The 16,562-nt window shown below is 46.7% G+C and carries 13 protein-coding genes; 5 read left to right on the top strand and 8 right to left on the bottom strand.

Translation table 11 applies throughout. From position 1 onward, the window contains the following. Window positions 1-45 precede the first annotated feature (45 nt). Entirely contained in the window at window positions 46-255 is a 210-nt protein-coding gene (locus tag QUA44_RS30825; RefSeq protein ID WP_445243710.1) for a hypothetical protein, read from the bottom strand. Between the two features lie 651 nt (window positions 256-906). On the opposite strand from QUA44_RS30825, the gene QUA44_RS28720 reads away from it, so the two are divergent. Next, window positions 907-1,167 (top strand): hypothetical protein, encoded by a 261-nt coding sequence (locus tag QUA44_RS28720; RefSeq protein ID WP_333256714.1) that lies wholly within the window; start codon window positions 907-909, stop codon window positions 1,165-1,167. 115 nt (window positions 1,168-1,282) lie between these two features. Here the strand turns inward: QUA44_RS28720 and QUA44_RS28715 are convergent, their stop codons facing one another. The 6 genes from QUA44_RS28715 to QUA44_RS28690 all read right to left on the bottom strand — a co-directional run bounded on the left by QUA44_RS28715 (window position 1,283) and on the right by QUA44_RS28690 (window position 6,164). After that, a complete protein-coding gene (locus QUA44_RS28715) occupies window positions 1,283-2,230 on the bottom strand; it encodes a DUF5996 family protein (protein WP_333256716.1) in 948 nt (315 codons plus the stop codon). A 32-nt stretch (window positions 2,231-2,262) separates the two neighbouring features. Further along, entirely contained in the window at window positions 2,263-2,499 is a 237-nt protein-coding gene (locus QUA44_RS28710) for a UBP-type zinc finger domain-containing protein (RefSeq protein ID WP_333310059.1), read from the bottom strand. Between the two features lie 75 nt (window positions 2,500-2,574). Beyond that, window positions 2,575-3,153 (bottom strand): antibiotic biosynthesis monooxygenase, encoded by a 579-nt coding sequence (locus QUA44_RS28705; RefSeq protein WP_333256720.1) that lies wholly within the window; start codon window positions 3,151-3,153, stop codon window positions 2,575-2,577. 69 nt (window positions 3,154-3,222) lie between these two features. Continuing rightward, window positions 3,223-4,755 carry an iron uptake porin gene (locus QUA44_RS28700; RefSeq protein ID WP_333256723.1) on the bottom strand — a complete coding sequence of 511 codons (1,533 nt, stop codon included), beginning with the start codon at window positions 4,753-4,755 and terminating at the stop codon, window positions 3,223-3,225. A 287-nt stretch (window positions 4,756-5,042) separates the two neighbouring features. Beyond that, window positions 5,043-5,705 (bottom strand): isochorismate family cysteine hydrolase YcaC, encoded by a 663-nt coding sequence (gene ycaC, locus QUA44_RS28695; RefSeq protein ID WP_333161567.1) that lies wholly within the window; start codon window positions 5,703-5,705, stop codon window positions 5,043-5,045. Window positions 5,706-5,999: 294 nt separating this feature from the next. Continuing rightward, window positions 6,000-6,164, bottom strand: a complete 165-nt coding sequence (locus QUA44_RS28690; protein ID WP_333310056.1) for a hypothetical protein — start codon at window positions 6,162-6,164, stop codon at window positions 6,000-6,002. Window positions 6,165-6,602: 438 nt separating this feature from the next. On the opposite strand from QUA44_RS28690, the gene QUA44_RS28685 reads away from it, so the two are divergent. The 3 genes from QUA44_RS28685 (at window position 6,603) to QUA44_RS28675 (ending at window position 15,346) form a co-directional block, all read left to right on the top strand. Next, window positions 6,603-13,784: a PAS domain S-box protein gene (locus tag QUA44_RS28685; RefSeq protein WP_333256729.1), complete on the top strand. Its 7,182-nt coding sequence runs from the start codon at window positions 6,603-6,605 to the stop codon at window positions 13,782-13,784. A gap of 12 nt (window positions 13,785-13,796) precedes the next feature. Continuing rightward, complete coding sequence (locus QUA44_RS28680) at window positions 13,797-14,426, top strand: response regulator transcription factor (protein WP_333256732.1); 630 nt, start codon at window positions 13,797-13,799, stop codon at window positions 14,424-14,426. A gap of 242 nt (window positions 14,427-14,668) precedes the next feature. Then, complete coding sequence (locus QUA44_RS28675) at window positions 14,669-15,346, top strand: isochorismatase family protein (protein ID WP_333256735.1); 678 nt, start codon at window positions 14,669-14,671, stop codon at window positions 15,344-15,346. A gap of 198 nt (window positions 15,347-15,544) precedes the next feature. Here the strand turns inward: QUA44_RS28675 and QUA44_RS28670 are convergent, their stop codons facing one another. After that, entirely contained in the window at window positions 15,545-16,099 is a 555-nt protein-coding gene (locus QUA44_RS28670) for a PadR family transcriptional regulator (protein WP_333256738.1), read from the bottom strand. Window positions 16,100-16,223: 124 nt separating this feature from the next. On the opposite strand from QUA44_RS28670, the gene QUA44_RS28665 reads away from it, so the two are divergent. Then, window positions 16,224-16,517 (top strand): pirin family protein, encoded by a 294-nt coding sequence (locus QUA44_RS28665; protein WP_333256741.1) that lies wholly within the window; start codon window positions 16,224-16,226, stop codon window positions 16,515-16,517. The last annotated feature ends 45 nt before the right edge of the window (window positions 16,518-16,562 follow it).

The raw sequence follows: 16,562 nt of genomic DNA, 5'->3' as shown, positions 1-16,562 counted from the left end.
TACAATTATGAGTTAGCTGTAGGGGATTAAATTTAAAACCTCTAATTATAACATATATCTTTTTTGCAAGAGGTCTAGTATCTTTTCGGTTTTTTTTGGTCTTTCTATTTCATGTTCTGTCACGTCCACAACTACTAATTCTGCTGATGAGTCTAGCTCTTTTAGTTTGTTCTTGCCGCCCACATTAAATAATCCTGACTTAATTAATATATTTTCAACTTTCCTGATATTTCTCAATACATTTGTTTGATCCAATTCCCAGCTTACCCCTATATGAAAATAAGTGCGATACTCTCGCCAGTACTCGCTTGGTCATTAATACTTGATCTTCAATACTTAGTTTACTCGGTCGGCCGCTCTTTTTTGCTAGGACTTTCTCGGCCGCCACTACTTTTACCATTTGCTCAAAGGTTCCTAGAGTGACTCCACACAAACGTTTGAACTCTGTATGCTCTAAATTCTTCACTTTTTCGTAACTCATTTTTGATTAGTTGAATTTCTATCTGTTTTACAATTCTATCAGACTTTCGCAGGAGGTCTATTTTACCAGATGCCGCCACTGAAGTTTTTTTTGACCTGAATCCTTACGATTGCTCTATTTATCTGTAGGTGCTTTCGTCAAGTTGCTGGCAACTTCAATAGTATTTTTGTTCTCCTGATTCACCTCTAGTTGCGACACGCAACTAGCTGATGATTTTGTTTAATACAAAGCCAAATAAACAAGTTCTTTTGTCTGGCAGGTCGATTTTTAAGTATTTATACTGTATCGAGCGGTTCGCGCTAGACCATCCCACGGAATTTACTGCCCGCCCGCACCCCATGTGAAAGTTGGGGTGCGGAATGTGGGTTTCATCTGGGGTAAATTTGACCAATTCCGGCGCAATATCCCCTAGAGCGCGATCATCGATGCACTGCAAAAATTGGTGCAGCAACTCTTGGGAGAACCAGACGAACAGATGGAAGTGTGGCGATCGCATCTCCACACTCTTCCAGGGCGAAATGTCCAGTATTGAGGAAGGTGTCGAGGCTGATGGCTACCAGATTTTGAACACCATTGGTGTATTGCCAACGAGTTCCTTCCAGGGTGAGGAGAAATTTGAGTTTATCTGCATTCTCAGGGGAGCGATCGCGCCAGAATGCCCTGACGGGTTCCCAAAATTGGAGTAATTGCCAGTAGGTTCATCGGAATTGTCCTTCACGCTCAAGGGTTAAGCGTCCAATAAACCAGCCTGCGAAACTGTCCTACATTTCACCGCTTAATATCTGCCAGTTAAACGCCAATTTAGGAATGCAGTTGCGACTTAAACGTCAACTGCTGAAGTTCCTTTTGATTCCAGTTGCCTAACCTGGCTGCAGCTTCGTAGGTGCTTTGCAAGAACTCTAACAACATCTGATCCGGTGATTCTGCCTCACGGACAGCATCATAGGGCAAAATAAATTCACCCAACTCTTTATTGTAAAATGCAGCATCAGGACGAACCTCAGCCTGCTTAAACCCATCGGGTTCTGGGTACGCATAGGAATAAAACGCTGGGTATGATAATCCGGCTCCGGGCCAAAATCCGGCACTACTGACTTCCTGGGAATAGGCTTCCTGCGCCACTGCATCCGGTAAATTTGGCACCCCTCCCGGATGCTCAGGAGCCGATCGCCCAGAAAAGCGAGTCACTGCTAAATCAAAACTCCCCCAGAAAAAATGAACCGGACTAACCTTGCCGGAAAAATGGGAGCGAAATTCTCGAAAGACGCGATCAGACTGTAGCAGCACTCGCCAGCATCGATTGGCATAGTCTGCATCATAAGCAGCATGGGTTTCATCCTGCTCAAATCGAATCGGATCTGGAACTTCATTCGGTTTGGTGTTGATCGTGATGTGAATATCCAATGCTCTCAGAGTTTCCATCACAGTCTGATAAAAATCAGCAACAGAGCGAGGGTAGAGGGCGATCGCCCGTCTTGCCCCTTCACTGGTTTGAATCAGCAACTCATGATCAATGAAATCAAAGTCGATTTGAAAGATGCGGCTGCCATAGGGAATCGTGGAAGTGGTCAGTCCCCGAACGGTTAGATAGAGGGGAATATGCCAGGAATGATTAATCCACGGAGTTTGGGCAAATCGGATTTTGCCGATGATTTGAGTCCACATGTGCAAGGTGGCATAGGTCTCTTGCCATGCGTCCAGGGGTAAACTCGGCCAAATATCTGTTAGGGCAGGCTGATTTGACATCATGGTTTCCTCGCGAGTAGAAAAGGGGCGCGCGCTCAATAGTTCTTCTGTTGTTCGTCGGTAAAACACCACAGCCATTGTTCTCCCAATTCGGCTGAACTAATCACCGCATGTCCACTTTCTTCGTAATGGCGGCGAGCGTGTTGATTTTTAGACGAGTCGCAGCACAGCATTTTGCCGCAGGTTTGACAAATTCTCAAGTGAACCCAGCGATCGCCAACTCGCAGGCATTCCTCACAGCGGAATACCGGGTAATTGGCTTTTGAAATCATAGTCTCTAGCGTCAGTTCGTTCAGGTGTTGACAACACATGGAAGATTCCTGTGAATGTACAAGATATGTACTTGATCAAATGGGATACAGCCATTTGCGAAAGAGTTGAGTGAGGCGCGGCATAATCACGTAGGTCAGCAGGGCAACCGTTAGACCTGTAACCAACAAGGTTCTGAGCAATACCGGAAGCCCAACCAGGAGCGGTACTAGCAAACGGTTGAGAATAGATATCGTAAAAAACACTCCCAGCCATGTCATGATCGCCATTTTGTAGCGCGGGGGTGGAGCCTTCATGGGTTTGTTAGGAAGCGTAAACCAGGTTTCCAGACCCGTTAGAGTTTGAATGGTTTCAGGCTTTTCAATCAAGGGCTGCAACCGCTCCAGCCATTCCTGCCGCACACTGGATTCCAGCCAGGTTTTGAGGTTGTCGTAATGATCAAATCTGAGAATTGCCACATATTCAGGATGAGTGTGGTCACAGGGTCGGATCACGCTGACTCCTAAGTGTCCCTTAAATTGGTGAGCAGCCGTCGCAATTCCGTGCAACCATTCCTCATAACCTTGTTCACGTCCTGGTCTCACGATATGAGAAATCACGGCGGTGACTAGATAGTTTTCTTGACTGGTATTGCTCGCCAATGGTTCTTCCAACATAGAATTTAACAGTCCGGGAAATTGGATGGTTAAAACAGAAAAACAGCTCTTACCGTGCCTGTATAGACTCTAAAACTGAAACGTCGTCCGAATAATGCCAACAAAAATCGTGTCATTATTGCTGTTGTGTTCAGGGTTGGTAATGACGATTACACCAGGAGTGATTGAGAGATGGTCGTTCATTTGAAACCGGTAGAAAGTTTCAAAGTGCAATGAGGTGCTACGATCGCTTACTCCAAACTGATTGCTGATCACTCTAGGCGGTTGTCCAAAAACAAAGCCTAATAAGTTTCCTTCCTTACCCAAATCTGGAAATCCAAAATTAACTGCGTAGTAAAAAATCTCAGCAGTAGGAGCATTGGAGAGGTCTTGCGCCGATGCCCGGAGATATCCTATCCATCCTCCCAATCTGAAAGCAGGGTTAACAAGCCAGGAAGCCGTAAGACTATAGCTATCCCCAACAATGCTGGTACTGTTTCCATTAAAGGGATCATTGGTAATGGCACTACTGGTACCAATATCAATTGAATTCAAAGAACGAGCATAGGTTAAGCCCAAACTTAAGGATTCTGTGGGTTTGAGTGTCAGTTGTGCTAAGGCAGAGTAAGAACCATCAAATAATCCAGATCCCGCAGTCGGGTTGTTGGCGTTACTAGCAAGATAAACCAGTGTCAAATTGATGGCTGAGTTAAAGTTATGGTTGATACCAACACCTGTCCCACCTGTTTCTTCACGATAGATAGGGCTACGCACCCCAAATGCGGAAATCGAACCTCTGCCATCACTTCCCAATAGAGGGTTAATCGTATCAACCACATCAAACAAAGTGCCCTGGGCGATCGCAGTCACCCTAGTATCTGACCCGATGGGAAATTGATAATAAAGTTGATTGAGAATGAACTGATTGTCTGTATTACCATCAAAACTTAGGCGAGCCATATTGGTTCCTGTGGCTGCTCTAAAGTTTGGAATATTACCAGCCTGAAATCGAATTCTCAGTAAATCTTGCCCCGTAAAACTGGTCTCCAAGATCAACCGCGCACGACCGCTAAAAATGATAGTGTCACCAATCTCACCCCTAGAACCAGGTGTTTCTCCTGGTGGTACAGCTCTATCACTGCCAAATGCAACGCTCACAGCAAAAACGACCTCTCCAGTCAATTTTGTTGTAGGGGAGAATTGCTGAGACTCTAATCGAGTTGTGCGGGTTTCTAAGGAATCTACCTGTCTACGCAATGTTGAGAGTTCTGATGCAAATTCCGCTTGAAGTCTTTGTAGTGTTTGTAGATTTTCTCTTTCCGCCAGATCTACTGTTGCACTGGCTAGTAGCTGATCTAGCCGATCTAGACAAGCATTTAGCCCAGCAGCAAACTCATAACGAGTAATGGCTCGATTGCCCTGAAATAGTTGATTTGGATAACCAACCATACAGTCGTAGCGATCTACTAAGGCTTGTAATGCTGCAAATGCCCAATCGGTCGGTTGCACATCAGCCAGTAGATTCACAGAGGGGACTTGACCTTGCAAGGTATCCTGGGCAATGGCAGACTCAACCAGGGATGGGTGAATCTCGGTCGGTTGCACATCAGCCAGTTGATTCACAGAGGTGACTTGACCTTGCAAGGTATCCTGGGCAATGGCAGACTCAACCAGGGATGGGTGAATCAGAGAGCCTCCAAAGAGCAGACACGATGAGAGAATCGACTGAAAGAGAAGTTTCATTGAGAATCAATCTCCTCAAAACACGGGATTTCTGGGCAATTTTCGGCAGCAGTCACCTTGGCTAGGAGCGATTCCCAGAGCTCGTTCCTAGCCTCCACGAAATCATCCAGTGCTGCTGCAATGCTGCAAATGAACTGGATCACTGAGCAATGACAACATCCACTCAGTTACACACGAGTCATGAGGCGTTCACGATTGGCAGAGCCAGCATTTGATGTTGCTGCATAGCTCGTCATTAGGTTTTTGTAGTCAGGAATAAACTCTGCAAGGAGATTACCTAGCCCTTCAATATCGTTACGCCAATCACGGTGCAATTCACCCACAACGCTAAACCAATTGACCAACTGAGCGCCAGCACGAGACATCCGATCCCAAGCTGCATCGCGACAGGCTTCATCGAAGGTGCCAGAGGCATCGGTGACAACAAAAACGTCATACCCTGCCTCCAATGCTGAAAGCGCGCAAAAAGTGACACAGACATCCGTGACAATTCCGGCAATAATCAATTGCTTCTTACCAGTTGCTTCTACGGCTTTAACAAATTCCTCATTGTCCCAAGCGTTGATCTGTCCGGGGCGCGGAATGAAGGGAGCATCAGGAAACTTCTCCTTCAGTTCCGGCAGGATGACTCCATTGGGACCGTCCTCAAAGCTAGTGGTCAAAACAGTAGGCAGGTTGAAAAACTTGGCTATACTTGCTAGCGCTAGCACATTATTTTTGAAGTCGGCAGCACCAATATCACGCACAAGCGAGAACAGTCCAGTTTGGTGATCCACCAGTAAAACCGCAGCATTATTCTTGTCTAGACGATTGTACTTGAATGTAGACATTAGGTAATTCTCCTATTTGAGCGATTGGTGAATGAGGAATTGCAGGATGGAATCAGGGATAAGAGAGTTTCTGTCCCTAACCTGCTGTTTGTCATAGCAGGGACGAAGACTGTGTTTAGAGAGGATTTCCCTCGCTAATCTTCTGGTGGCAATGGGATTTTACTATCGACCCATGAAGATGGAGGAATTGCTGACCTGGACAGGTTTGCCGTCCGCTGGAGGGGTTGTTGTTAAGATCCGCGAGTTAACCACAGAGCTAAGGCGTTCGCGTCGCGTGCCCAAAGGGCATTCGCTTCACTGTGCGATCGCTCCTAATGCTTTCAACGTCGCTGCTTGAGCGTGCGTTAATCCAGTTGCACCTTGAATATTCATGCCTTCAAGCATGGAACCGTGCAATTTACTTGCTCGATCCATTTGCATGACTGTTTGCACAAATTCAATATAGGTGGTCGCTTTCAAGTTGTCGCCTATAGCAAGTTAAATTTTTTACAGTGCAAATTGATAGATTAACCATGCCATCGCGGAGTAGAAGGCTGGCTCTAACTTAAGTTAGAATCCGAATTTGATCGAAAGTACATTCATACAACCGATCGACCATCAATGTCTGAATGCAAAATCCGGTAGCGATGTCCCACACCTTTGATGCGGGCGACAACCTGTTTGCCCCCGGATGAAGCGGCTGTCACTACGAGCTATTGCCGTGAACCGACGACGACAGACCCTGGCTGCCTCAACGCCTCAGCAGTACGGCTCTCGATTCCGAGGCAGCCTGTAGGAGATATTGAATCTGAAGCCCCAGTCCCCTGATGGAGTATCTCTGCCTTCCAGGCTATTTCCCATGCCCTTGCCTCACACCAGTCTGATTGGCTACTGAGTTGAGCAATTACAAGTCAAGATATGAATATCTACACAAGGAGCTTTATATTCTGGAGTTTGGCAAGCGATATACTTTGGGAAACGGATGACAGTCCTTCATCGGGAGAGCATTCAATGATTACCCTGCCTGGAATTACTATCCACAGCAAAATCTATGAGAGCTTAGCTTCTTTGGTGTATCGGGGTATCAGAGAGCAAGATAACTGTGCAGTGATTGCCAAAGTTCTCAAGCAGGATTATCCCTCTCCTCAGGATTTAACTCGCTATCGGCAGGAATATGAAATTACTCGCTTTCTCAACATTGAAGGCGTAGTCAAGGCATACAGCCAGCAAGACTACCAGCGCACGCTAGTTATTCTTTTGGAAGACTTTGGTGGAGAGTCTTTAGAATTTTGGATGCGTCAAAAATTAGACTTCTGTCCCATACCGCTGTCGGTTTTTTTGAATATGGCGATCGCCATTACTGATACTCTAGGCAAAATTCATGCTGCGAATGTCATCCATAAAGATATTAATCCTGGCAACATTGTCTTTAATCCGAGGACTGGCGTTGTCAAAATCATTGATTTTGGCATTGCCACTCGCTTCAGTCGCACCAATCCCATATTCAAAAGCCTCCATCTTCTAGAAGGAACCCCCGCATACCTGTCGCCAGAGCAAACCGGGCGAATGAACCGGATGCTCGACTATCGCACCGATTTTTATTCACTGGGTGCAACCTTCTACAAACTGTTGACGGGACAATTGCCGTTTCCCACTCAATATCTCCTGGAACTAGTCCACTGCCACATTGCTACACCGCCGATTCCCCCGCATGAATTGAACGCAACGATTCCCCAACCTGTTTCAGATCTTATTTTGAAACTGATGGCAAAGAATGCGGAGGATCGCTATCAAAGTGCCTGGGGCATCAAAGCAGATTTAGAACGCTGTGCCCAGCAACTGGCAGAAGTGGGTTTAATTGAACCTATGCCATTGGGGCTGCAAGATGTTTCCGAGCAGTTCCACATTCCTCAAAAACTATATGGGCGAGAAGCGAAGATTGCAGCATTATTGGCGGCGTTCGACAGAGTGGCAGGGAATGAGGGAATAGGGGAATGGGGAAGTGGGGGAGCAGAAGAAGACATTACCCTACTACTGCATCGTGAAATGATGCTGGTCTCTGGTTATGCTGGCATCGGCAAAACGGCATTGGTGCAGGAACTCCATAAACCGGTTACAGCAAACCAAGGCTATTTTATCTCTGGCAAATTTGACCAATTTGGGCGCAACATTCCCTACAGCGCCATTGTGAATGCCCTGCAAAAGTTAGTGCAGCAACTCTTGAGCGAACCGGATGAGCAGGTGGAAGTGTGGCGATCGCGCCTGCTCACTGCTCTGGGCAGCAACGGACAAATCATCATTGATGTCATCCCCGAAGTGGAGTTAATCATTGGCAAGCAGTCGCCTATACCCGAAGTTGGAGCAACTGAGGCACAGAATCGCTTCAATCTCACGTTTCAAAGATTTGTGCGGGCGTTTTGTGCAAAAGAGCATCCCCTAGTCATTTTCTTAGACGATCTACAGTGGATCGATTCTGCGACTTTGAAGTTAATCGAACTCATCTTACTTGATGAGCAAATCCAGTATCTGTTTTTGATCGGAGCCTACCGAGATAACGAACTGACTCCAACGCATCCGTTGGTCTTAACGCTAGAGAGCATGCGAAACCAGGGAGCAGTACTTCAGGAAATCATCCTGACCCCCTTAACCCTGGAACCGTTGAGTCAACTGATAGCTGAGACATTACATCACAATCCTGATATCGTTCGCGCCCTAGCCCAAGCTGTGTCACGTAAAACCGAGGGCAACCCTTTCTTTGTCGGTGAATTTTTGAAAATGCTGTATGGCGAAAATCTGTTGACTTTCGATGCACAACAGTTGAGCTGGCAGTGGAACCTGGCAGAGATTGAAGCTCAAAATATCACGGATAATGTGGTGGAGTTGCTGCTGCATCAGTTGCATAAATTGCCGGAAGCAACACAACAAATTCTCTGCATAGCCGCTTGTGTCGGGGCTGAATTTGATTTAGAGACATTGGCGATCGTTTGCGAAAAATCACCGAAAGTAATTTTCCAGGATTTATTAGAAGCAATACAAGCGGGATTAATTCAACCTCTGTCTGAATTGGACGAAGATTTGTTAGTTCAAGAGTATAAGTTTCTGCACGATCGCGTTCAGCAAGCGGCTTATGCTTTGATTGATGAATCGCAGAAACAGGTTGTTCATCTCCAAATCGGTCGCAATTTGCTCGAAAAAACTTCACCAGAGCAACGATCCGATCGGTTGTTTGAAATCATCGATCATCTCAATCAAGGACTTGAGCTAGTCACTGCTCGATCAGAACGAACTGAAATTGCCAGATTGAATTTAATGGCAGGTCAGAAAGCAAAGGCAGCAACGGCTTATGAAGCAGCTTTTAAGTATTTCACTACAGGGCTTAAACTCCTCAATGCAGAGAGTTGGCAGAGTGAGTATGATCTCACCTTAGCGCTGTACTCAGAAGCAGCAGAAGCGGCGTATCTCCAGGGTTGCTTTGATGAGATGGAACAGTTGGTAGAAGTGGTACTCGCTCGTGCCAAAACAGTGGTTGACAAAGTGCAAGTTTACGATAGCAGCATTCAAAGATATTTGTCACAGGGCAACCTGAAAGAAGCACTAAAAATTGGCTTGGAAGTGTTGAAGCTCCTGGGATTGATTTTACCAGAAAATCCAAGTGAGTTAGATGTTCGAGGCGGATTGGAGTCAACGGCGGCACTACTTGCTGAACGAGAAATTGAAGACTTGATTAATTTACCAGAGATGACTGCACCAGAACCGCTAGCAGCAATGTCAATCCTAGCGAATATAGGGTCTGCTGCATTCATAGTATCACCAGCACTGTGGATACTGATTACGTTCAAAACGGTAAATTTATCAATCAACTACGGGAATGCTATCTGGTCATCACTGTATTATGCCTGCTACGGGTTGGTTCTATGTGGAGTTGTTCAAGATATTGAACTCGGCTATAAATTTGGTCAATTGGCTCTTACCTTGGCAGAACGATTGAATACCAAAAAAGGCAAGGCTAAAGCATTACACGTATTTAGTGACCAGATTATGCAATGGAAAGTACATCTTAAGGAGACGATACCACTGCTGGTTGAGGTTTATCAGGAAGGAGTGGAAACCGGAGACTTTGAATCTGCTGGTTATGCTGCATATGAGGTGTGCTACCACTCGTTTTTTGTCGGTGAGGAACTCACCCAACTGGAACAGAAAACGGTAACATACAGCAAAGCGGTTGATCGAATCAGACGGGAAAGCCCCTCAACTTGGATTGCAATGGTGTGGCAGACCATTCTTAATTTGTTAGATAGGTCTGAGAATCCCAGTCGCTTAGTTGGTCGGGTGTTTAATGAAGAGGAGGCGTTATCACACGCTATTGCAGTTAAAGATGGAACTGCAATTCAAATGCTATATCTGTACAAAGTCATACTGTTTTATCTATTTGAAGAATATCATCAAGCTGTACAGACTGCCATTTTGGCAAGGAAACATTTTGAAGAAGCGAGGGCAATAGGAGTTTTACCTGTATTCTGTTTCTATCATTCGCTGGCGCTTTTGAGCCTGTTGCTCGATGCTTCAATCTCTGAAAAAGTAGCTTGGCTAAACTGTGTTAACACCAACCAAGAAAAAATGCAGAAATGGGCAGAACACGCCCCAATGAATTATCTACATGAATTTTATCTAGTCGAGGCAGAGAAAGCACGAGTCTTAGGGCAATTTCTTGAGGCTGAAGAGTTTTATGAACGGGCGATCGCAGGTGCTGCTGAAAATGAGTATATCCAGGAAGAAGCACTCGCGTATGAATTAGCGGCTAAACATTATCTGGCGCGAGGTCGGTCAAAAATTGCTCAAACCTATATGAAAGAGGCGCACTATTGTTACTATCGCTGGGGCGCAACTGCTAAAGTTAAAGACTTAGAAAAACGCTATCCACAGTTCTTTCCTCAGTCGTCTAGAGCTGCTTCCACATCAATTCCTGGTACTGCTGGAACTATCTCTAATCCCTTCCATACTGCTTTCGATTTAGCAGCAGTGATGAAAGCTTCACAGGCGATTTCTCGTGAAATTGAACTGAAGCAATTGCTGCGATCGCTGATGCAAACTTTAATTGAGAATGCTGGCGCACAAACCGGATATCTGATTTTAGAAAACTCAGGAGAATGGTCGATTGAAGCAGCTTGTGAACTCAATACCGATGAGAATGCTTGTGCGACTCAGGTGTTACAGTCTATTCCAATTGCCGATCAATTGCCAGAATCAATCATTCAATATGTGATTCGGACTCTGAAGCCTGTCATCTTAAATGATGCGACTCGTGAAGGTGCTTTTATTAATGAGCCATATATTCAACAGAACCAGCCTCAATCTATTTTCTGTTTGCCGCTGCTGAATCAAGCCAAGCTGGTCGGTGTATTGTATTTAGAAAATCGGTTAGCAGCTAGAGTATTTACACCAGAGCGATCGCAGGTCTTGCAGCTATTATCGACTCAAGCAGCGATCGCCATCGAAAATGCCAACCTTTACTCAGAACTGCAGGCTAAAGAAAGCAAGATCACCCAGTTCCTTGAAGCGATTCCGGTGGGAATTGCGATCGTGGATGCGGCGGGTCGCCCTTACTATACCAACCAATGCGGCAATCAACTCAGGGGCAAAGAAACTGATACTTCCATAGCACCGGAGCAGATATCAGAGGCTTATCAGCTTTATGTAGCGGGAACGGATCAAATCTATCCAGCGGAGAGCTTGCCTATTGTGCGGGCATTAAGGGGCGAACGCATTAGGACTGAAGATATAGAAATTCGTCGAGATCGTGTCACAATTCTAATTGAGGCACGGGGAACACCAGTTTTTGATCGACAGGGCAATATCACTTATGCGATCGCTACCTTTCAGGACATTACAGAGCGCAAACAAGCCGAGAAACTCCTAGCCGACTACAACTGCACTTTAGAGCAACAGGTCGCAGAACGAACTGCTGCGTTACGACAAAGTGAGGCCAATTACCGCAACCTGATTCAAACTGCGAATTCAATCATCCTTCGCACGGATAGGCAAGGACGAATTCGATACATGAATGACTATGGACTGAGCTTTTTTGGTTATGAGGAAGATCAGATTTTAGGGCGTACCCTACTGGAAACAATCGTTCCAGAAACCGAAATATCTGGACGTGATCTCAAGCAGTTTGTTCACAATCTGTTTCACAATCTTGAAGCTTCCTTGCCTCAAGCTTACTTGCAAACCGAGAATGAAAACCTTTGTCGAGACGGTAGACGGGTTTGGATTGCCTGGTCGAATCAAGCCATCTTCAATGACCAGGGAGATGTCGTTGAAATCTTATCGGTGGGCAATGACACCACCCAGCGCAGACAAGCAGAAGAGGCATTACAACGCAGTGAAGCTAAGTTCCGCAATATTTTTGAAAACTCACAGGTTGGCATCTTCCGCACCCGCCTCTCGGATGGATTACTTCTCGATGCCAATCAACGCTATGCCAATCTGCTTGGCTTTGATTCATCAGAGGAGATGATTGGGCTTGAACACGCCACAGACTACTATGTAAATCCCAGCGATCGCCAACAATTCCTTGAGGTGCTGAAGCGGGAGCGGGAAGTGCGAAGCTATGAAGCACAGGGGCGAAAACGAGATGGGACAGTGTTTTGGGGACTTTTCTCTGCTTATCTGAATGCAGACGATGACTACATTGAAGGGGTGATTGCGGATATTAGCGATCGCAAGCAAGCAGAAGCCGCTCTACAAACGAGTGAAGAACGACTACGCTTAGCATTAACCGCTTCAAATCAAGGACTCTACGATTTCGATTTAAAGACTGAAGAAAGAATTGTTAACCCGGAATACGCTTTAATGCTGGGCTACGATCCAGCAACATTCCACGAAACCATTCCTGAATGGATTGCTCGTTTGCATCCTGATGACAGAGAATCAGTTGTCGCAACCTACCGTGCTTGTATTACTGGAGAAATCCCCAACTTTCAAGTAGAGTATCGCCTTCATACCCAGGATGGTCAGTGGAAATGGATTCGTTCTGTCGGCAAAATTGTTACCTGGAATGAATCCGGTGAACCCATCCGAGCGTTGGGAGTTGTTACGGATATCAACGATCGCAAGCAAGCAGAAGCAGCATTGCAAGCCTCTGAAGCAGAACTGCGGGCGCTCTTTTCAGCCATTCCCGATCCGCTGTTTGTACTGACTGCGGAAGGGCGATTCCTTGAAATCATCGTACAGGAGCCAAATCTGCTATGGCAACCCATTGAGGAGATGATTGGTAAAACCATGCATCAACTCGGAAAGGAACAAGCCGATGAATTTCTAAGTTATATTCAGCAGGTGCTGAGAACCCAACAAACCCTCACAGTCGAGTACAGTGCGTTTCTAAATGGACGAGAAGCCTGGTTTTCGGCTCGCATTGCACCAATCGACCACGATCAGGTGATTTGGCTAGCGCGAGATATTACGGCGCTGAAGCAAGCAGAAGAAGCCTCGATTCTGGAAGAGCGCAACCGCATGGCACGCGAAATTCACGACACACTCGCTCAGTCGTTTACAGGTATTCTGGCTCAGGTAGGTGCTGCAAACCAGGTGCTAACGGATGATTTAGAAGCAGCTCAGGCACACCTCGACCTGATTAAAGAATTGGCGCGAACTGGACTGACTGAAGCGCGGCGATCGGTCGTGGCGCTCCGTCCTCAGCTTTTGGAGGAGGGCAGTTTACAGAGCGCTCTCCATCGTCTCATCGCTCAAATCAGAACTGCCGCAATGGATGTCACTCTATATTATGAGATTGAGGGTGCAGTGTATTCTCTACCCACTGAAGTCGAGAATAACTTACTACGGATTGGGCAGGAAGCATTAACTAATGCGATTAGATACGCCAATGCTGACGAAATTCGAGTGGAGCTAGTCTACGATCGCGATCAGTTTTGCTTGCGCGTGAGAGACAATGGACAGGGCTTTGGAGTTGGCAGTATTTCAGCCTCTGAGGGTTTTGGCTTACTCGGCATGAGCGAACGGGCTGAGCGCATCGGCGCACAACTCACGATTAGGAGTCAACCTGGACAAGGAACAGAAATTATTGTCACCGTCAACCTTTGAGTGAGCATTACAATGAGCCAAGCTACGACCATTCGGGTTCTGATTGCGGACGATCACGCCATTTTTCGGCAAGGATTAGCCACGATTATTAACCGTGACCCAGATATGCAGGTGATTGCACAAGCTGAAAATGGGGAACAGGCGATCGCCTTATTTCGGGAACACCAACCAGATGTAACGCTAATGGATCTGCGAATGCCTGAAGTGGAAGGAGTTGCCGCCATTGGTGCAATTTGTGCGAGCGTTAAATCTGCTCGGATTATTGTACTGACCACGTATGATAGTGACGAAGATATTTATCGGGGATTGCAGGCAGGCGCAAAAGGATACCTGCTGAAAGAAACTGAACCTGACGAGCTTTTGAATGCCATTCGCACCGTTCATCGGGGGCAGCAGTATATTCCGCCCGATGTGGGAGCAAAGTTGGCACAGCGTCTCAGCAATCCAGAACTGAGTGAAAGAGAACTAGAAGTACTCCGCTCACTGGCGCAGGGAATGAGTAATGCGGATATTGCGACTGCTTTGAGTATTGGTGGAGGTACTGTTAAATCCCATGTTAATCGGATTTTGAATAAGTTAGATGTGAGCGATCGCACCCAAGCTGTAATTGTTGCTGTTAAGCGTGGCATTGTCAGTTTGTAAGATGTACGTTCGATTGAATTTGGATTCTAACTTAAGTTAGAGCCAGCCTTCTACTCTGCGATCACATGGTTGCTCTATCAATTTGTACTGTAAAAATTTTAACTCGCTATAGACGACGGCTTGAAGGCGATCTCCTATATTGAACTTATTCCGAAAGAAGCTGAGTACTAGAACTGGACACGCCCCAGATAGCTAGGAAAAAATGACATTGACTGAATTTGAATGAAAAAGGAGACAAACCCATGAGCAACACCATTGACACAATGATCGATCCCAACGACGCCGTGCTGCTGCTGATCGATCATCAGAGCGGACTCTTCCAACTTGTGCGTGACATCGAACTCCCAGTCCTCCGCTCCAATGTCACGGCGCTCGCCAAGAGTTCCCGACTCGCCAAGATTCCGACCTTCACGACTGCTTCGGTGCCCGATGGTCCCAATGGTCCCCTGATTCCCGAAATCCACCAGTACAATCCTGACGCGGTTTACATTCCGCGCACAGGTCAGATTAACGCCTGGGACAACCCGGCTTGGGTAGACGCGATCAAGAAGACCGGGCGAAAAACTCTCCTCATCGCCGGAACTCTCACCAGCGTCTGCATGGCGTTTCCGACGCTGAGCGCACTGGCCGCTGGTTACAAGGTCTTCACGATCATTGACGCTTCCGGCAACTGGAGCCAGATGGCAACCGACCTCACGCTGGCCCGCGTCGTCCAGGCGGGAGCCATGCCCATCGACACTTACGCAGTCATCGGCGAACTCATGAACACGTGGAACCGTCCGGACGCAATGGAGTTTGCCACTGTCATGGTTGACCTCATGCCAATTTACCGCGCCCTGATGGAGAGCTATGACAAAGCTCAATCTGTGCAACAAGATGGACGAGAGACCAAGCTCGATCGGCAAATGGCACATGTGTAAAAGCACCTAATTGCAACGCGCACGCGCAAAATAAAAAAAGTGAAGGCGAGGAGTTGGTTATCAGTTCCTCGCCTCGCATTTCCGATAAGAGTGTCCGTAACGCCCCAACAAGCAGGCTAATCGGCATTGTCAGTTTGTAGGGTGTACTTTCGATCGAGTTCGGATTCTAACTTAGAAGAAGGAATTTACGTTGATTGGCTACGAATTGTTGCGGTCGCGCAGCGTGTGCATAGCACGTATCGCCTTTTCCAACCAATCTAAATAAGTCTGTTCCCGTTGCTTCACTAAGTCCAAAACCAGTCGATGCAGTTCTTGTTCACGCGATGCAGTCGGATTACTCAAAGATAGAGCCTCGATTTCCTCACACTGGGCTAGCTTTTCTTGCCGTGCTTCCAGTTCCTGCTCTAGCAGATACACGATCGCCTCGTTAGGCAACTGAGCCGCAAAATAGAGTTGCACCAGCAACGGCTCTCGCAACACGGGCAACGGATGATGCGTCTGAAGCCAGTGGGTCAACTCTGCTTCACCTGCTTCGGTAATCCGGTAAACCTTGCGATTAGGGCGATCGTGCTGAATCTCAACAGTACAGGTAATCCACCCCTGTGACTCCAGTTTGTCTAAAGTCCGATAAATTTGTGCCTGATCTGCTTGCCACAGATGGGAAATGCAATCGTCAAAACACTTGGTTTTGAGGTCGTAGCCTGTCCGCTCCTGTTGTTGGAGCAGACCCAGAATCACATGGGCAAGAGACATAGGCGGTTTACCGAACGAATAGGGAGGACAAGCCCTACCTATAGAATTTATATCCTTCTATGCTATTATATGACTAATCATATATAGGATAAGTCTTATAAGCTGTCTGATTGGAGGCAACTGTATGACAACTCAAACTCAAACACTCCGAACCGTTGCTGGAATCATTAATAGTGTAGAAACGCTTGAAGGAGCAGGCTTCTTGGTGCGTCGTCCCTTTCCCAAGAGTAGCTTTTCCGAGTTTGACCCCTTTCTCCTCCTCAATGAATTGGGTCCCGTGAATCTGAAGTCCGGTCAAGCAAAGGGCGCACCGGATCATCCCCATCGTGGCTTTGAAACCGTCAGCTACGTCCTGGATGGACGGCTGGAACACAAGGATTCGGTCGTTGAAATACTCACCGGTCTGAAGACGCGGTGATTCTTGACGCTTCATCGGGATCTGCTAACCGTTGCTAGTCTGACA

Origin of the sequence: Microcoleus sp. N9_A2 (genome assembly GCF_036701775.1) — a bacterium.
Classification (GTDB): Bacteria; Cyanobacteriota; Cyanobacteriia; order Cyanobacteriales; family Microcoleaceae; genus Microcoleus.
The sequence above is the reverse complement of the archived record's forward strand: the minus strand, read 5'-3'. Positions and strand labels throughout refer to the sequence as shown.

Coding starts and splice junctions, on each gene's coding strand:
- ycaC (WP_333161567.1), bottom strand. CDS start 5,705: ATGTCTACATTCAAGTACAATCGTCTAGACAAGAATAATGCTGCGGTT.
- QUA44_RS28705 (WP_333256720.1), bottom strand. CDS start 3,153: ATGTTGGAAGAACCATTGGCGAGCAATACCAGTCAAGAAAACTATCTA.
- QUA44_RS28665 (WP_333256741.1), top strand. CDS start 16,224: ATGACAACTCAAACTCAAACACTCCGAACCGTTGCTGGAATCATTAAT.
- QUA44_RS28670 (WP_333256738.1), bottom strand. CDS start 16,099: ATGTCTCTTGCCCATGTGATTCTGGGTCTGCTCCAACAACAGGAGCGG.
- QUA44_RS28685 (WP_333256729.1), top strand. CDS start 6,603: ATGAATATCTACACAAGGAGCTTTATATTCTGGAGTTTGGCAAGCGAT.
- QUA44_RS28720 (WP_333256714.1), top strand. CDS start 907: ATGCACTGCAAAAATTGGTGCAGCAACTCTTGGGAGAACCAGACGAAC.
- QUA44_RS28675 (WP_333256735.1), top strand. CDS start 14,669: ATGAGCAACACCATTGACACAATGATCGATCCCAACGACGCCGTGCTG.
- QUA44_RS28710 (WP_333310059.1), bottom strand. CDS start 2,499: ATGATTTCAAAAGCCAATTACCCGGTATTCCGCTGTGAGGAATGCCTG.
- QUA44_RS28715 (WP_333256716.1), bottom strand. CDS start 2,230: ATGATGTCAAATCAGCCTGCCCTAACAGATATTTGGCCGAGTTTACCC.
- QUA44_RS28680 (WP_333256732.1), top strand. CDS start 13,797: ATGAGCCAAGCTACGACCATTCGGGTTCTGATTGCGGACGATCACGCC.